Below are 16458 nucleotides of genomic sequence, written 5' to 3' on the forward strand. Positions count from 1 at the left end.
CGAGAGGTCGATCGGATCGCGTTCTGTCACAAGCACCGCGGCACACAGACGTGGTCCGGCGAGCGCGCTCGCCGGACCACGTCGTTCATGGTTGGGACTCAGTCGGTCAAGGGCTGGTCACCGTCCCGCCGTTGCTGACAGTCAGAGCCGACGTCTCGTGGCACTTGGGTGAGATGTCATCTTGCGCACTGTTCGTGCTGTCGTAGGCCACCGACCAGGAGAACGTCCCGGACGCCAGCTGCGCCGTCGTGTTCGAGGTCGACACCGTCTGTGGTGAGGCTCCCGACACACTTGCCGTCGTGCTGTAGAGGGCGGTGCCCGTGCAGTCGCCGCTCGGGTAGAGCGCGAACGACACGGTGCCTGCGAGGTTGCCGCTGCCTGCCGGCGCCGAGATCGTGGCTGAGTCGTTCGGCACCCAGCGCTGCGCGGTCGTCATGCTCGACGGGACCGTGTTGACGGTGACGTCCTCGTTGGTGTCCGTGCACGCCGCGTTGTGCGTCACGCCGTTGGTGTTCGGCGCGTTTCCGCTGTAGACGGCGACCCAGTGGTAGTTACCGGGCGCTGTCGGCACGAACTGCGGGTTGGGCGAGTTGTACGTCCCGTTGCCGCTCACGGTGACCGCCGCCGAGGTGTAGACGAGAGTGCCACACCCGGTGTTGCTCGGGCCGAACAGCTTGAACGTGATCGTCCCGCCCGTGGCTGCGCCTGCCGTGCCGGTCAGGTTGATGACCGGGTTGGCCGGCTGGGTCGCCGTGCCGCCGAGGGTGGCGGAGTCGGTGACGGCAGTTCCGAGGTTGACGTCGACACCGGCTGTCGTCGACAGGGTCGGCGTGACCGGGTTGACGGTGAAGCACTCGGTCGCAGCCGAGTCGCTCGACCCGCTGATGTTGTTCGCGGCGTCGCCGCTGAACTCGCCGCGCCAGCAGTACCGCCCGGCCGAGGTGACATAGGCCGTCGGTGACACGACCGTGACGGGGTAGGAGGCCCCGGTCAGGTTGGTGCTGCCGACACTCGTCCCGTTTGCGGTGCAGAGAGCGGGTGAGTCGACCTTGCACAGGAAGAACGCAACCGAGCCGGCCGGGGTGGCGGTGCCGCCCTGGATGGCGACGACAGCCGAGTCCTTGACCGCGACCACACCGGTACCGATCGAGAGGCCACCGGCTGGGATGCTCGCCCCGGCGCCGTCCTTCGGCGTCGTGACGGTCGTCGAGGTGCAGTTGCCGATCGGCGTCACGGGCTGAAGGACGGTGTCCTTGTAGTCAGCCGTGTCCGAGTTGCCGGTGACGGTGCTCGGGATGACGTTGGCGAACGACCGGCAGGCGTTGCTGCCGCCGAACACGGTGTCCGTCAGGTTGAGCGCAGCCTCGCCGAAGAAGCCGTCAGCGCTGTACTCGGCGGCCGAGACGCTCGCGTTGAGGGCGACGGGTGCACCGAGTGTGAGGTTCGGCGCGGTGCCGGACCAGGTCCGCAGGAACAGGTCCTTGCTGCCACCCTGCTGGTCCCACATGATGATGAAGTCGCCGGCCTTGCGGTTGGCCCACGGGTTGCAGCTGGCGATGAGGGAGTCGTTGCTGGCGGAGTAGTCACCACATGCTGCGGGTGGCGGGTTCTGCATGAACTCGAAGGCGATGAAGCCGCTGCCGGTGTTGTTGTCGCGCTCCCACGCGAAGTACAGCCAGTCGTCGCCGTCGGCGTCGCTGCCGGTCCCGAGGAAAGCCTGGCGCAGGTCGACCTGCCCGTTCGGGTTGGTCAGGCCGAGCGTCGGCACCGCATCGCTGTGGATGACACCGATCTTGGTCGTGTTGGAGTTGAGGGGGCCGAGCTCCTTGACATTGCCCTCGGGGTCGGCGAGGGTCTGGTCCGCGTCAGCGCCTGGAACCGTGCCATCGATGCTGAACGGGGGGACGGTGCCGGCCAGGGCGGCCGGGGCCGCGAGAACAGCCATAGGCAGCGCGACGGCTGCCAGCACGGCGAGAAGTTTCCCTCGTAGGCTTCGTCGTTGAGTCGCGCCAGGCCCTCTGCTGGACCTCCCCCGAGTGGCGATCAGTACAGTCATGAGTTCTCCAAGGTGTGATGGAGGACCCGCATCGCTACGGTGCGGGAGGTACCCACCGACCGCTCGTCACGTACCTGCCGCCTCGGCCCCCGACCACTCCACGAGGCAGCCCGGCTCTGGCTCATCGGCCCTGCTGATGGCTACCCAACTGTTGACGTTAGGGTTGCCCGGCGCCGCCCGCGGACGAATGCAGGAAGTCGCCCGTTATGCACTACAAGTCTTTGCAGCGGACGCCGAAAGCCTGAAATGACAGGTCAATTCGCGAAAAGAGATGATCTATACGGGGAATCCGACGTGGGCCAGGGCCTGGCGCACGAGGACGCCGTGCGAGCCCGGCATCTCCCCCCGGACCGCCAGCGACGCCGCCTCCTCGGGAGTCACCCACGACAGGTCGAGCGCGTCCTGCTGAGGCCGGCAGTCACCCATGACGGCGACGACGAAGGCCAGCGACACCGCGTGCTGCCGCGGGTCGTGGAACGGCGTGACGCCGGGGGTCGGGAAGAACTCGGCCACCGTGAACGGCTGGGGCGACAACGGGATGCGGGGCAGGGCCATCGGGCCGAGGTCCGCCTCGACGTGGCGGGTCAGCGCGTCGCGGATGCGCTCGTGGTAGAGCACCCGGCCGCCGACGACCTCCTGACCGATGCCCCCGTCGCTGTCGGCACGCAGGAGCAGCCCGACGTGCGTGACGACGCCCCGGTCGTCGACACGCACCGGGACGGCGTGGACGTAGAGGATGGGGAGCCGGTCACGGGCGTTGTCGAGTTCCTCGCGGCTCAGCCACGCACCGGTCGTCTCCACGTCGTTCATGGCCTCATCCTGCCAAACGTCCCCCGGACGACCCGGCTCGGCCCGTGACGCGGCGCGTCGGTCACCGGAGCGAGCGGACCCACGCCCAGACGACCGCTCCCGAACGGGCGAGCTGGCGGCGGTCGACGACGGATGGCACGTCCTGCGCGGAGTGGTACGCGGCATACGGCACGCTGCCGAGGCGCGCCGCTGGGATGTCGACGGCCTCGAACGACACGTGGTCGCTCGCGCGGTTGGTGCACGCCCGGGTCGGGGTGGCTCCGGACGACGCGGCGCGGATGGCGCGGGCGAGAGCAGGCGTTCCTCGCCCTCCGGAGCAGACGGGCACGGCGGCGGCCCGGACCCCGACCCGGTCGAGCGCGACCATCCCGCGGAGGGCGCGGCGTTGCGTCGCATCGAGGGCCGCGACGAAGTGGCGCGAGCCGAACGCGTACGCGCTCCCGCTGCCGCCGCGAGCCTCCTCGGCACCGAACGCGACGAACCGCACCGGCAGCCCGCCCGGTTGCTGACGGGTCATCCGGGCGACCTCGGCCATGACCATGAGGCCCGACGCGTTGTCCTCGGCTCCGGGCGACTGCGGCACCGTGTCGAGGTGGGCGCCGACGACGACGTGTGGCTGGCGAGCGTCGAAGCCGGGCGGGTCCGCGACGACGTTCACGCTCGAACCGGCCGGCACGCGGACACCCCACGAGATACCCGCCGGGACCCGGAAGGGCTGCAGCCTGACCCGGTACCCGGCCGCGCGGAGCTGTCCGGCGACGTAGGCGGCGGCCCGGTCGCTGGCCGGGCTGGCGGCGTCGCGCGGCCCGATGGCCGACAGCGTCCGTATGCCGCCCATCACCCTGTCCACGTCGAACGTCCCCACGCGTGGCGGCGGAGCTGCTGTTCGGGTCGTCACGCGCGGGGTCGACGTGGTGGCGGTGGGCGCCGAGGACGTCGACGGCGCGAACCCGCTCGTGGCCGACGCCGAGGCGGGGGCTGAGGTCGTCGGGGGAGAGCCCGCCAGCGACGGGCTCGTGCACGCCGTCGCGGTGACGAGGACCGCGGCCACGAGCAGACGGGTCGGTCGCGGGCGCATCATCAACGCTAACCCGGCTAGACTGCGCGCACAGGCGTTCGAACCGTCATCAGCGGTGAGCCTCCGGAAGAACAGAGCGCGAGCTCCCACTAGACCCGGACGGGTGGGCCCGTCACAGCCTTCGACAAGAGCGGCCGTATGCCGTCTGCCCCGTCGGGCGGGCCCGTGCGGCAAGCGGGGTGGTACCGCGGCAGCCTCCAGCAGGAGCACGTCGTCCTCGTGGCAGTGACGAGCGACCAACAGACGCGAACGCAGGAGACCACGAGCATGACCTACCCCAAGGTCACCACGAACGACGACGCCGGACGCGCCCTCGGCGTCCCGTCCAACCCGCGCTTCCCCGAGATCGAGGAGCGCGTCCTCAGGTACTGGGACGAGGACGGCACGTTCATCGCGTCCGTCGAGGGTCGCGACCCGGGCACCGACGGCGACAACGAGTTCGTCTTCTACGACGGCCCACCGTTCGCGAACGGCCTGCCGCACTACGGCCACCTGCTCACCGGCTACGTCAAGGACATCGTGCCGCGGTACCAGACGATGCGCGGCAAGCGCGTCGAGCGCCGTTTCGGCTGGGACACGCACGGCCTGCCCGCGGAGCTCGAGGCGCAGCGCCAGCTCGGGCTCAAGACGAAGCAGGACATCGTCGACCTCGGCATCGACACGTTCAACGACGCGTGCCGCAGCTCGGTGCTGAAGTACACCGGGGAGTGGCGCGACTACGTCACCCGCCAGGCGCGTTGGGTCGACTTCGACAACGACTACAAGACGCTCGAGCCCGGCTACATGGAGTCGGTCATCTGGGCCTTCAAGCAGCTCCACGACAAGGGGCTCGTCTACCAGGGCTTCCGCGTGCTGCCGTACTGCTGGAACGACCAGACGCCGCTGTCCAACCACGAGCTCCGCATGGACGACGACGTCTACCAGATGCGTCAGGACCCGGCCGTCACCGTCGGCCTGCGCCTCGAGACCGGCGAGCTCGCGCTCGTCTGGACGACGACCCCGTGGACCCTGCCGGCCAACCTCGCGATCATGGTCCACCCCGACATCGACTACGTCGTCGTCGAGTCCGACACCACCGGGACGACCGAGCGGTACATCGTCGCCGAGGCGCGGCTGGACGCCTACAAGCGGGAGCTCGGCGACGACGCCGAGAAGCGGATCGTCCAGCGGCTCAAGGGCGCCGAGCTGTTCGGGCGTTCCTACACCCCGCCGTTCACGTACTACGCCGGCCACGAGCGCGCGCACCGCGTCGTCGAGGCCGACTTCGTGACGACGACCGACGGCACGGGCCTCGTGCACAGCGCCGGCGCGTTCGGTGAGGAGGACAAGCTCGTCACCGACCGCGAGGGCATCGCACCCGTCGTGCCCGTGAACGCCGAGGGCCGGTTCACCTACCCCGTCACCGACTACGAGGGCATGCACGTCTTCGACGCGAACGCCCACATCATCGACCACCTCAAGGCGACCACCCGTGGCGAGGGCGCGACCGGCTCGGTCACGCCCGAGACGGTGCTGCTGCGCCGCGAGACGTACGACCACAGCTACCCGCACTGCTGGCGCTGCCGGCAGCCGCTCATCTACATGGCGGTCTCCTCGTGGTTCGTCGAGGTCACGAAGATCAAGGAGCGGATGCTCGAGCTCAACCAGGAGATCGAGTGGACTCCCTCACACATCAAGGACGGCCAGTTCGGCAAGTGGCTCGCCAACGCACGTGACTGGTCGATCTCGCGGAACCGCTTCTGGGGCAGTCCGATCCCGGTGTGGCAGTCTGACAACCCGGAGTACCCGCGCACCGACGTCTACGGGTCCTTCGAGGAGCTCGAGCGCGACTTCGGCGTCACGGTGACCGACCTGCACCGGCCCTTCATCGACACGTTGACGCGGCCCAACCCCGACGACCCCACGGGCAGGTCGACGATGCGCCGGGTCGAGGAGGTCTTCGACGTCTGGTTCGACTCCGGGTCGATGAGCTTCGCCCAGGTGCACTACCCGTTCGAGAACGCCGAGTGGTTCGAGCACCACTTCCCCGGCGACTTCATCGTCGAGTACATCGGCCAGACCCGCGGCTGGTTCTACACCCTGCACATCCTCGCGACGGCGCTCTTCGACCGGCCGGCCTTCAAGACGTGTGTCAGCCACGGCATCGTCCTCGGCTCCGACGGCCAGAAGATGAGCAAGTCGCTGCGCAACTACCCCGACGTGCGCGAGGTCTTCGACCGCGACGGTGCCGACGCCATGCGGTGGTTCCTCATGAGCAGCCCGATCCTGCGCGGCGGCAACCTCGTCGTGACCGAGCAGGGCATCCGAGACGGTGTGCGCCAGGTGATGATCCCGCTGTGGAACGCGTGGTCGTTCTTCGCGCTGTACGCCAACACCGCGCGCGGCGGAGAGGGGTACGAGGCCAAGCGGTCCACGGACTCGACCGACGTGCTCGACCGGTACCTGCTGGCCAAGCTGCGCGAGTTCGTCGGCGACATGACCGAGCAGCTCGACGCGTACGAGATCGCCGCCGCCTGCGACACCATGCGTGGCTTCCTCGACGTCCTGACGAACTGGTACATCCGCCGGTCGCGCGACCGTTTCTGGGGTGGCGAGACCGACGAGTCCCTCGCGGCCTTCGACACGCTGTGGACGGCCCTCGAGACGGTGACGCGCACGATCGCACCGCTCCTGCCGCTCGTCACCGAGGAGATCTGGCGCGGTCTCACGGGGCAGCGCTCCGTCCACCTCGCCGACTACCCGATGGCGGCCGACCTCCCCGCCGACCACGACCTCGTCGTGGGGATGGACCGCGCCCGCGAGGTCTGCTCGGCAGCCTCGAGCCTGCGCAAGGCGCGGGGCCTGCGCGCTCGCCTGCCGCTGGCCGAGCTCACGGTGGTCACGTCCGACCCGGTCGGCCTCGAGCCGTTCGCCGCCATCGTCAAGGACGAGCTCAACGTCAAGGAGCTCACGCTCGTCGACGTCGCGGCTGCAAGCGAGGCCGACTTCGGCGTGAGCCAGCGCCTGTCCGTCAACGCGCGCGCCGCCGGGCCGCGCCTCGGCAAGGACGTCCAGCTCGCCATCAAGGGCAGCAAGACGGGCGACTGGTCGGTCGACGCCGACGGAACCGTCACAGCGGGTGGCCTCGCGCTCGTAGAGGGCGAGTACACGCTCGAGACGGTCGTCGCCGGCGCCGCAGCAGACGCCACGGCCACGGCCATGCTGCCGTCGGGCGGGTTCGTCGTCCTCGACACGACGGTGACGGCCGAGCTGGCCTCCGAGGGACTGGCCCGCGACCTCGTGCGCGCGGTGCAGCAGGCGCGCCGCGACACCGGGCTGCACGTGAGCGACCGCATCAGCCTGACCATCCAGGGTGGTGCCGAGGTCTTCGAGGCCACGGTGACGCATCGCGACCTCATCGTCGGCGAGACGCTCGCCACGCAGTTCGCGTCAGCCGGGCCCGAGCACCGCCTGCCCGATGGCCTGCCGGGATCGCCGACGCAGGTGGTCGTCGGCGACAACCACGCCGCGACGATCCTGGTGGTGAAGCGATGATCACGACCAACCGCGAGGAGCTCGAGGGCCCAGACGGTACCGACGAGCCGGATCGACGGGACGATGACGACGCGGCCCACCGCGCCGAGAACGGCGTCGTCGTGCGCGGCGCGGTCGGCGACGACCTCGGCGGAGTCCTGTCCGTGGGCCACCGGACGTGGCTCGCCACGTACGAGCCGATCGCCGGACCGGAGTACGTCGCGATGGGCCTTGCGAAGTGGTGGACGAGCGACGTCGTCACCGACTCGATCCGCAAGGGCCGCACGCTCGTCGCCGTCAAGGACGACGAGGTCGTCGGCGTCGCGACGTTCGGCACGCAGAACGACGCGTTCGTCATCTGGAAGCTCTACGTCCTGCCCGACCACCACGGGCACGGCATCGGTTCCCGTCTCATGGACGCCGTCGTCGAGCGGGCGCGAGAGGCCGAGCACGACCGGATCACGCTGTCGTACATGGAGGGCAACCAGCTGGCGGCTCGCTTCTACCGGCGTCACGGCTTCGTCGAGACGCATCGAGAGTCGGGCGGGTCCGGCATGCCGGAGAGCGTGTGGATGGCCCGCGAGATCGGCGAGGAGGAGACGGCATGAGCGACGGTCAGGATGCCGGCGCCCTCGCAGCCGCCCGCACCCTCGAGGAGATGAGGCGGATGCGCGAGATCGAGGAGGAGATCGTGTCTCGCGCGCCCGAGAACGACGTCGGCCCCTCGCTCGAGCGCATCCGCGCCGTCATGGAGCTTGCCGGGGACCCTCAGCGCACCTACCCCTCGATCCATCTCACCGGCACCAACGGCAAGACGTCGACGAGCCGGATGATCGACGCCATCCTGCGCGAGAGCGGCCTGTCGACGGGGCGGTTCACCTCGCCCCACCTGCACGACATCCGTGAGCGGATCACCTTGTCCGGCAAGCCGATCCTGCGCGAGAAGTTCATCTCGGCGTATGAGGACGTCGCTCCGCTCATCGACATCGTCGACGCGCGGTCCCTCGAGTCCGGTGGCCGCCGGATGAACTTCTTCGAGGTCCTCGTCGCGATCGCCTACGCCGCCTTCGCCGACGCGCCCGTGGACGTCGCGGTCATCGAGGTCGGCCTCGGCGGGTCCTGGGACGCCACCAACGTCATCGACGCCCAAGTGGCCGTGGTCACGCCCGTCGACCTGGACCACACGCACCTGCTCGGCGACGACGTCGTGGCCATCGCTGAGGAGAAGAGCGGCATCATCAAAGCCGACTCGGTGACCGTCTGCGGCGTCCAGGACGAGGATGTCGCGCGGGTGCTGCTCGATCGGGTCGAGGAGGTGAGCGGCGCTCGCATCGTCTTCGAGGGCAACGACTTCGGCGTCCTCGCCCGAGAGGTCGCCATCGGCGGACAACAGGTCTCGCTGCGCGGTCTGGCGGGGGAGTACCCCGACCTCTTCCTCCCGCTGCACGGCGCCCACCAGGCCAGCAACCTCGCGACCGCCGTCGCTGCCGTCGAGTCGTTCATCGGCGGCGGCGAGCAACCCCTCGACGCCGAGGTGCTCACCGCGGCCCTGGCGACCATGACCTCGCCGGGTCGACTCGAGATCGTGCGACGCTCGCCCACGGTCCTCGTCGACGCCGCGCACAACCCGCACGGTGCACGATCGCTCGTGGCCGCGATCGAGGAGGCCTTCGCGTTCACGAAGCTGGTCGGGCTCGTCGGGATCGTCTCGGACAAGGACGCGGTCGGGATGCTCGAGGTGCTCGAGCCCGCGCTCGACCACATCGTCATCTCCCGCAGCTCCTCACCGCGAGCCATGCCGCCTGAGCGGCTCGGTGCGCTTGCGGTCGAGCTCTTCGGAGAGTCGCGGGTGACGGTCGTGCGCGACCTCCCCGATGCCCTCGAGCAGGCCGTCACGCTCGCCGAGGCGGACGGCATGGGCGGCGGGGTCATCGCCACCGGCTCGGTCATCACGGCAGGCGAGGTGCGCATGCTCCTCGGCAAGACCGACGTCTGACCGACGTCACCCACCGATCCCGACCGACCCCCGACCTAGGCTGGAACTCATGCACCCCATGGTGAAGCTCATCCTCATCCTCGCCGTCATCGCCGTGGCGGTCGTCCTCTGGGGCCGCGTCATGGGCCGCAAGGACCCCCAGCGCCCGCTCGTCGGTCTGACCGACGGCGTCCGCGCGAAGGTCAGCCGTGAGATCAGCGCCGGGCACAAGATCAACGCCATCAAGATCTACCGCGAGGCGACCGGCGCACCGCTCGCCGACGCCAAGCGCGCGGTCGACAGCTGGTTCGTGCCGGGCCAGGGTCCCGGCGTGCGCGACGCCGCGGCGTCGTACACCGAGGGACGTCTCACCGACGAGGCCCGGGCCCGCATCAGCGAGCTCATCCTCGCCGGTCGCCGGGAGGAGGCCATGAGCCTCTACGCCGAAGCCACCGGCGCGAGCGACTCCGAGGCGCAGGCGATCATCCGCACCTGGGACACGAGCCAGAACTACTGACCGTCCAGCGCGACAGCCACCCCACGAGACGACTCACACAGCCGAGGCGAGACCCAACGACATGCGCTCGATCATCTTCTACGGCCAGACCGCCAAGTTCACCTGGCGGATGCTCGCCACCGTCCTCGGCGGCCAGTCGATCTGCATCCTCCTCGGCGCCCTCGTCGCGCGCGGCGTCGCCGCCGCCGACGACGGCGGGGCCCGCAGCACGGCATACCTCCTCGTCGGTCTGGGGCTCGGAGCCCTGTGCGTCGTCGCGGCCGGTCTCATGCGGCGTCCGTGGGGCGTGACGCTGGGATGGGTCGTCCAGGCGCTGACGCTCCTCAGTGCACTCGTCGTCCCGATGATGCTCGTCGTCGGCCTCTTCTTCCTCGCCCTGTGGGTCACCTGCCTCGTCAAGGGAACCCAGGTCGACGCCGAAATGGCCCGGCGCGAAGCGGGATCGGGCGAGGGCGAACCGGCCGATAGGGTGGACGGGTGACCATCGAACGCTCTCTCGTCCTCGTCAAGCCCGACGGTTTCCAGCGCGGCCTCACCGGGGAGGTGCTGCGTCGTATCGAGGCGAAGGGCTACTCCCTCGTCGGTCTGTCGATCCTCACCCCGACCCGTGGGCAGCTGGCCGAGCACTACGCCGAGCACGAGGGCAAGCCCTTCTACGAGCCGCTGGTCGACTTCATGAGCTCGGGCCTCGTCACCGCGGCCGTCATCGAGGGCCAGGACTGCATCAAGGGCTTCCGCAACCTCGCCGGCGCGACCAACCCGACCGACGCCGCGCCCGGCACGATCCGCGGCGACCTCGGTCGCGACTGGGGCCTCAAGGTCCAGCAGAACATCGTGCACGGCTCCGACTCACCCGAGTCCGCGACGCGCGAGATCGGCATCTGGTTCCCCGATCTGCAGGGCTGAGCGGGGCACAATCGCGGCATGACCTCGCGACCGCGGCTACGCCCTCTCGGGCGTGACCTCGCGATCGACCTCGGCACCGCGAACACCCTCATCCACGTCCGTGGGCGCGGGGTGGTCGTCGAGGAGCCGTCGGTGGTGGCGGTCGAGGTCGGCACCGGACGGCTCGTCGCCGCGGGAACGCGGGCCAAGGAGATGCTGGGCCGGGCGCCCGGCACGATCCGGGCAGTTCGGCCGCTGCGCGACGGCGTCGTCTCCGACGCCGACGAGACCGAGCGGATGCTTCGATGGTTCATCGACCAGGTGCGCACGTCGCGTCTGGTCCGCCCGCGGATGGTGCTGTGCGTGCCCAGCGAGGTCACGGGCGTCGAGCGCCGGGCGCTCGAGGACGCCGCGACCCGGTGCGGGGCGCGGCGCGTCTACATGATCGAGGAGCCGATGGCGGCCGCCATCGGCGCGGGCCTGCCCGTCTACGAGACCGCTGCGAGCATGGTCGTCGACATCGGTGGCGGCACGACCGACGTGGCCGTCATCAGCCTCGGCGGCATCGTGACGTCCAGCTCGCTGCGGGTCGCGGGCGACGAGATCGACGAAGCGCTCGTCAGCCACGTCAAGAGCGAGTACTCCCTCCTCCTCGGCGAGCGCAGCGCCGAGGACATCAAGGTCGCAGTCGGTTCTGTCTTCCCGCTGCGCGAGGAGCTGACGACCCGGTTGCGCGGACGTGACCTCGTCACGGGTCTGCCCAAGACGGTGCAGGTCGGTTCGGTCGAGGTGCGTCGGGCCATCGAGGCGCCGGTGCTCCAGATCATCGAGCTCGTCCGCGCGACCCTCGACGTGTGCCCGCCCGAGCTGTCGGGCGACATCCTCGACCGCGGCATCACGCTGACGGGCGGTGGGGCCCTGCTGCGTGGCCTCGACGAACGCATGCGTCACGAGCTCGGTGTGCCCGTCCAGGTCGCCGACGACCCCCTTAGGGCCGTGGCTCGGGGGGCCGGCCGCTGCGTCGACGACTTCGACAGCCTCGAGCGCGTCCTCGTCGGGGATCACCGCCTCTAGTCGCATGCAGCCGTACGCCCGTCGCCGCCTCCTCGTCGTCCTGGCCTCGCTGACCCTCGCGCTGCTCGTCGCCGACCTCGCCGGCTGGGCCGTCGCCGACGGCGTCCGCCGCGTGGGCGGGCTCGTGCTGGGGCCGGCGCAACGTGCCCTCTCGGCGGCCCCGCGGGACGAGATCGACGCGGTCGAGCGGGACAACGTGCGGCTGCGCAGCCTTCTCGCCGAGCGGGAGCGGCAGCTCGACGCGGCCGGGCGCCTGGGGGAGCTCCTCGGCTCCGACCAGACGGCGGGACGACGGCTCGTCCCGGCCCGGGTCGTCGCGACCGCCCTCCGCCCCCTCGGAGGTCGCAGCGTCACGCTCGACGTCGGCTCGCGTGACGGTGTCCACGCCGACTCGACCGTCGTCTCCGCCGAGGGGCTCGTCGGACGGGTCGTCACGGTGGCGCCGTGGACCAGCGACGTGCAGGTGCTCGGCAGCACCGGCTCCGTCGTCGCCGTGCGGGTCGGGCCGGCCGGCACGCTCGGCACCGTTTCGCCTCCGGCCCCTGGCGACTCGCAGGCCCGCCCCCGTGGCTCCCTGAGGCTCTCGCTCATCGCGCCGTCCACACCCGTGGTCGGTGACGTCGTGCGCTCGCTCGGCAGCGTCGACGAGACGCCGTATGCCGCCGGGCTCGTCGTCGGGACCGTGACCGCCGTCGACCCCGACCGCGGGCAGGTTGCACGGGGCGCCACCGTGCGTCCGGCCGTCGACCTCGACGCCATCGACGTCGTCGCCGTGCTCGTCCCCACCGCGCGCGCGGCGCCGAGGACGGCGTCGATCGCGACGGGCGGCGCCCGATGAGGCCGACGCCGCTGGGAGTGCTGCGGACGGCATACGTCCTCGTGGCGGCGCTCGTCGCGGCTACGGTGCTGCCCCGGTTCGGCATGGCGCCGCAGTGGGTGCCCGACCTCGTGCTCGTGGGCGTCGTCGCGACCGCGGTGCTGCGGGGTCCGGTCCACGGCGCTCTCGTCGGACTGCTCGCCGGCTGGGTCGCCGAGCTCATGCCCCCGGCAGGCACCCCGCTCGGCCTCACCCAACTGCTCACCATGGTCGCGGGCCTCGTCAGTGGCCTCTTCCGGCGGCCGTCGTCGCGCTCGCGGCTGCGTGCGCCGGCCGCGCTGCTCGCGGCGGCCGGCGTGGTTCTCATCGGCCGGCTCGCCTCGGCGGTCCTCGCCGAGGGCAGCGTCGACCTGGGCGACGGCGCGTGGCGGCTCACCTCGACGGTCGCCGTGGGTGTCCTGCTCCTGCCCGTGCTCCTCGCAATCGACCGATCGCTCGTGCGCCGGCGGCTCGGATGAGGCCGCGACAGCCGTCGACGGCACGCGGGGCGGCCCGGCCTCGGGTGGGCGTCGCCGGGGTGGTGCTCGTGCTGCTCGTGACACTCTTCGGCCTGCTCCTCGGCCGGCTGGGGCAGCTCCAGCTCGTCCAGGGTCCCGAGCTCGCCCGGGCAGCGAGCACCGTCAACACCCGCACCATCACCGACCACGCCGTGCGCGGACGCATCCTCGACCGTTCGGGCGAGCCCCTCGTCGGCAACACCTTCGACACCGTCGTCACCCTCGAGCGGTCGGTCCTCGTCGAGTCGGCCGACGGGGGTCGGGCCCTCGTCTCGCGGGTGGCAAATGCGCTCGGGCTGCCCTTCGACCGGCTGTGGGGCAAGACGATGCTGTGCGGCACGGCGGGCGCACCGCCGGCACCCGTGTGCTTCAACGGCTCGCCCTACGTCCCGATCCCGGTCGCGACGGGTGTCGACGCCAGACGAGCCCTGACGCTCGTCGAGCAGCCGGAGAAGTTCCCCGGAGTGGCCGTGACGACCGAGCCGACGCGGGGCTACCCGCGGCCCGCCGGCGCCCTCGCCTCGCACCTGCTCGGCTGGGTCGCACGTGCCGACGCCGACGAGGTGACCCGCAGCGGCGGGCGCATCGACGCCGAGGACGTCGTCGGCCGCTCGGGCCTCGAGGCGCAGTACGACGCGGTGCTGCGTGGCGGCAACGGCACCACCGTCGTCGCCATCGACCCGCGCGGCATCGTCACCGGCACGGTCAGCACGACGGCGCCCGTGCCGGGCCGGGACGTCGTGACGCACCTCGACGCCCGTCTCCAGGCCCGCACCGAGTCAGCCCTCTCCCGGGCGATCGCGTCGGCGCGGGCGCAGAAGCAGCGCGCCGACACGGGCGCCGCGGTCGTGCTCGACGTGACCAGCGGCGCCGTCGTCGCGGCCGCCAGCTACCCCTCCTACGACCCGTCGGTCTTCGCCGGGGGCATCAGCAGCGCCGACCTCGCCCGCCTCGGCGACGCGCGCGCGGGCACACCGCTGCGGTCGCGCCTCACCGCCGAGACGTTCCCGCCGGCCTCGACCTTCAAGGTGGTCTCGGTGCCCGCGGCCGTCAACGCGGGCGCGGAGCTCGACGGCCGGTACGACTGCTCGCCGAGCGTCTCGATCGGCGGTCGCCGCTTCAACAACTTCGAGTCCCGCGGCTACGGCCTCATCGACCTCCACACGGCGCTCGTCGTCTCGTGCGACACCGTCTTCTACCGTCTCGCGTATGCCGCGTGGCTCGAGCAGGGCGGGCTCGCCGCGCCGGTCTCGACCGCGGACCCGTTCGTGGCGATGGCCAGGGCGTTCGGGCTCGGTCGGCGTACCGGCGTCGACGTGCCGGGGGAGGCGGCCGGGCGCGTGCCCGACCGCGCGTGGAAGGAGGAGTACTGGCTGGCCACGAAGGACGAGTCCTGCCGCCGCGCGGGGACGGGCTACCCCCAGGTGGAGCGCACCGACCGCGCGCGCGCCGACTACCTCGAGCGCCTCGCCACCGAGAGCTGCGCCGCGGGCTACCAGTACCGCGCCGGCGATGCCGTCAACTTCTCCATCGGTCAGGGCGACACCGCCGTGACGATCCTCCAGATGGCGGGCGTCTACGCCGCGATCGCCAACGGTGGCACGCTGTGGCAGCCGCAGGTCGCGGCCGCCTTGCGTTCCGCAGACGGGGCGGCGACGACGATCGCACCGAGACGGGTCGGCACGGTGCCCCTGCGACGCGACGTCCTCGCGTACGTGCGCGACGCCCTCGCCGACGTCACGCGGCCCGGCGGCTCGGCCGGCACGGCATTCGCGGGCTTCCCGCAGGACCGCTACCCGGTCGCCGGCAAGACGGGCACCGGAGAGGTCTTCGGCAAGCAGGCGACCGCGTGGTTCGCCGGCTACGGCCCCACGACGAGACCGAGGTATGCCGTCGTGGTCGTCGTCGGCCAGGGCGGCTCGGGCTCGAAGGTCGCGGCCCCTGCCGTGCGCCAGATCTTCGATGCGATCCTTGCCCTGGGGCTCTAGCCCACGAGGACACCCGACCCGAGAGGCCCGAGCGTGGACGACTACCTGAGGAGCGACGCCCCGGTCATCGAGGCGCTCGACCGGGCCTGGGACCGGAGCCGGCTCAGCGTGCGCACCCGGTTCGAGCGCCTGCGCGCGCGGGGCTTCCTGCTCGCCCAGTGCGCCGTCGCGGCCGGTGTCGCGTGGTGGGTCGCGACCGACCTCGTGGGTCACGTCACGCCGTTCTTCGCCCCGATCGTCGCGGTGATCTGTCTGGGCATGTCCTACGGCCAGCGGCTGCGGCGGGTCTTCGAGGTGGCCGTAGGAGTCGCGGTCGGCGTCTTCGTCGCCGACGTCTTCGTCCATGTGGCAGGCAGCGGCCCGTGGCAGATCACGGCCGTCGTGCTCGTCTCCATGAGTCTGGCCACCCTGCTCGACGGAGGGCCCGTCGTCGTGACCCAGTCGGCGGTGCAGGGCATCGTCATCGCGGCCCTCGTCGCCTCGCCGGGGCAGGCCTTCACGCGGTGGACCGACGCGCTCATCGGCGGCGGGATCGCCCTCGTTGCAGCGACGGTCGTGCCTCAGGCGCCCCTGCGACGGCCTCGCGTCGCTGCGGCCGAGGCCGTGCGCAAGATCGGCGAGCTGCTGCGTCGTGCTGCGTCGAGCGCGCACGACGGCGACGTCGCGCTCGCCGCCGAGGTGCTCGCCTCGGCCCGCGGCACCGAGTCGCTCCTGCGCGAGCTGCGGGCCGCGGCCGACGAGGGCCTGTCCGTGCTGACGTCGTCACCGTTCAAGCGCCAGCACGCGGTCGGCGTCCGCAAGATGGTCGACCTCGTCGAGCCGCTCGACCGGGCCATGCGCAGCACGCGTGTCCTGGTGCGCCGCGTCACGGTCGCGGTCGGTCGGGGGGAGCCGCTGCCGCCGGGCTACGAGACGCTGCTGCTCGAGCTCGCTGAAGCCACCGACGTCATGGGTCGAGCCCTGTCGGAGAATGCGTCACCCGAGATCGGTCGCCCGGCGCTGCTCGTCGTCGCGGCAGGCACCGGGGAGGTGCCGCGGACCTCGAGCCTCGCGACCGAGACGGTGCTGGCCCAGATCCGCTCGACGGTCATCGACCTGCTGCAGGTGACCGGGCTCGACGTCGACCAGGCCATCGCGGCCCTCCCACCCGAGCGCCCCCGCGACACCTGACACCCGCGTCCCCCTACG

At 71.3% G+C, this 16458-nt stretch carries 14 protein-coding genes; 11 read left to right on the top strand and 3 right to left on the bottom strand.

Annotated elements, in window-relative coordinates; translation table 11 throughout:
* Positions 1 to 106: 106 nt before the first annotated feature.
* From ACFQU3_RS01510 to ACFQU3_RS01520, 3 genes are all read right to left on the bottom strand, one after another.
* Positions 107 to 1969 carry a hemagglutinin gene (locus ACFQU3_RS01510; RefSeq protein WP_385905454.1) on the bottom strand — a complete coding sequence of 621 codons (1863 nt, stop codon included), beginning with the start codon at positions 1967 to 1969 and terminating at the stop codon, positions 107 to 109.
* Between the two features lie 363 nt (positions 1970 to 2332).
* Entirely contained in the window at positions 2333 to 2866 is a 534-nt protein-coding gene (locus ACFQU3_RS01515; protein WP_385905457.1) for an NUDIX hydrolase family protein, read from the bottom strand.
* Positions 2867 to 2927: 61 nt separating this feature from the next.
* Positions 2928 to 3944, bottom strand: coding sequence for a M28 family metallopeptidase (locus tag ACFQU3_RS01520; RefSeq protein WP_385905460.1), 1017 nt, complete (start codon positions 3942 to 3944; stop codon positions 2928 to 2930).
* Positions 3945 to 4211: 267 nt separating this feature from the next.
* Between ACFQU3_RS01520 and ileS the strand changes: the two genes are divergently transcribed.
* The 11 genes from ileS to ACFQU3_RS01575 all read left to right on the top strand — a co-directional run bounded on the left by ileS (position 4212) and on the right by ACFQU3_RS01575 (position 16440).
* Complete coding sequence (gene ileS, locus ACFQU3_RS01525; protein WP_385906575.1) at positions 4212 to 7478, top strand: isoleucine--tRNA ligase; 3267 nt, start codon at positions 4212 to 4214, stop codon at positions 7476 to 7478.
* Entirely contained in the window at positions 7475 to 8065 is a 591-nt protein-coding gene (locus ACFQU3_RS01530) for a GNAT family N-acetyltransferase (protein WP_385905463.1), read from the top strand. Before ileS ends, ACFQU3_RS01530 begins: the two co-directional genes overlap by 4 nt.
* Positions 8062 to 9453: a bifunctional folylpolyglutamate synthase/dihydrofolate synthase gene (locus tag ACFQU3_RS01535; protein WP_385905466.1), complete on the top strand. Its 1392-nt coding sequence runs from the start codon at positions 8062 to 8064 to the stop codon at positions 9451 to 9453. The genes ACFQU3_RS01530 and ACFQU3_RS01535 overlap by 4 nt, the downstream gene beginning before the upstream one ends.
* A 49-nt stretch (positions 9454 to 9502) precedes the next feature.
* Complete coding sequence (locus tag ACFQU3_RS01540; RefSeq protein WP_385905469.1) at positions 9503 to 9949, top strand: hypothetical protein; 447 nt, start codon at positions 9503 to 9505, stop codon at positions 9947 to 9949.
* A 61-nt stretch (positions 9950 to 10010) separates the two neighbouring features.
* Positions 10011 to 10430, top strand: a complete 420-nt coding sequence (locus ACFQU3_RS01545) for a DUF4233 domain-containing protein (protein ID WP_385905472.1) — start codon at positions 10011 to 10013, stop codon at positions 10428 to 10430.
* Positions 10427 to 10855 (top strand): nucleoside-diphosphate kinase, encoded by a 429-nt coding sequence (gene ndk, locus ACFQU3_RS01550; protein ID WP_385905475.1) that lies wholly within the window; start codon positions 10427 to 10429, stop codon positions 10853 to 10855. Before ACFQU3_RS01545 ends, ndk begins: the two co-directional genes overlap by 4 nt.
* 18 nt (positions 10856 to 10873) lie before the next feature.
* Positions 10874 to 11908, top strand: coding sequence for a rod shape-determining protein (locus tag ACFQU3_RS01555; protein WP_385905477.1), 1035 nt, complete (start codon positions 10874 to 10876; stop codon positions 11906 to 11908).
* Positions 11909 to 11912: 4 nt separating this feature from the next.
* Positions 11913 to 12746, top strand: coding sequence for a rod shape-determining protein MreC (mreC, locus tag ACFQU3_RS01560; protein WP_385905479.1), 834 nt, complete (start codon positions 11913 to 11915; stop codon positions 12744 to 12746).
* Positions 12743 to 13243, top strand: coding sequence for a rod shape-determining protein MreD (locus ACFQU3_RS01565; RefSeq protein WP_385905482.1), 501 nt, complete (start codon positions 12743 to 12745; stop codon positions 13241 to 13243). Before mreC ends, ACFQU3_RS01565 begins: the two co-directional genes overlap by 4 nt.
* Positions 13240 to 15270 carry a penicillin-binding protein 2 gene (gene mrdA / locus ACFQU3_RS01570; protein ID WP_385905485.1) on the top strand — a complete coding sequence of 677 codons (2031 nt, stop codon included), beginning with the start codon at positions 13240 to 13242 and terminating at the stop codon, positions 15268 to 15270. The genes ACFQU3_RS01565 and mrdA overlap by 4 nt, the downstream gene beginning before the upstream one ends.
* Positions 15271 to 15303: 33 nt before the next feature.
* Positions 15304 to 16440, top strand: coding sequence for an aromatic acid exporter family protein (locus tag ACFQU3_RS01575; RefSeq protein ID WP_385905487.1), 1137 nt, complete (start codon positions 15304 to 15306; stop codon positions 16438 to 16440).
* Positions 16441 to 16458: the final 18 nt, after the last annotated feature.

Origin of the sequence: Terrabacter sp. GCM10028922 (assembly GCF_042666095.1) — a bacterium.
In the GTDB taxonomy this organism is placed as follows: Bacteria; Actinomycetota; Actinomycetes; order Actinomycetales; family Dermatophilaceae; genus Terrabacter.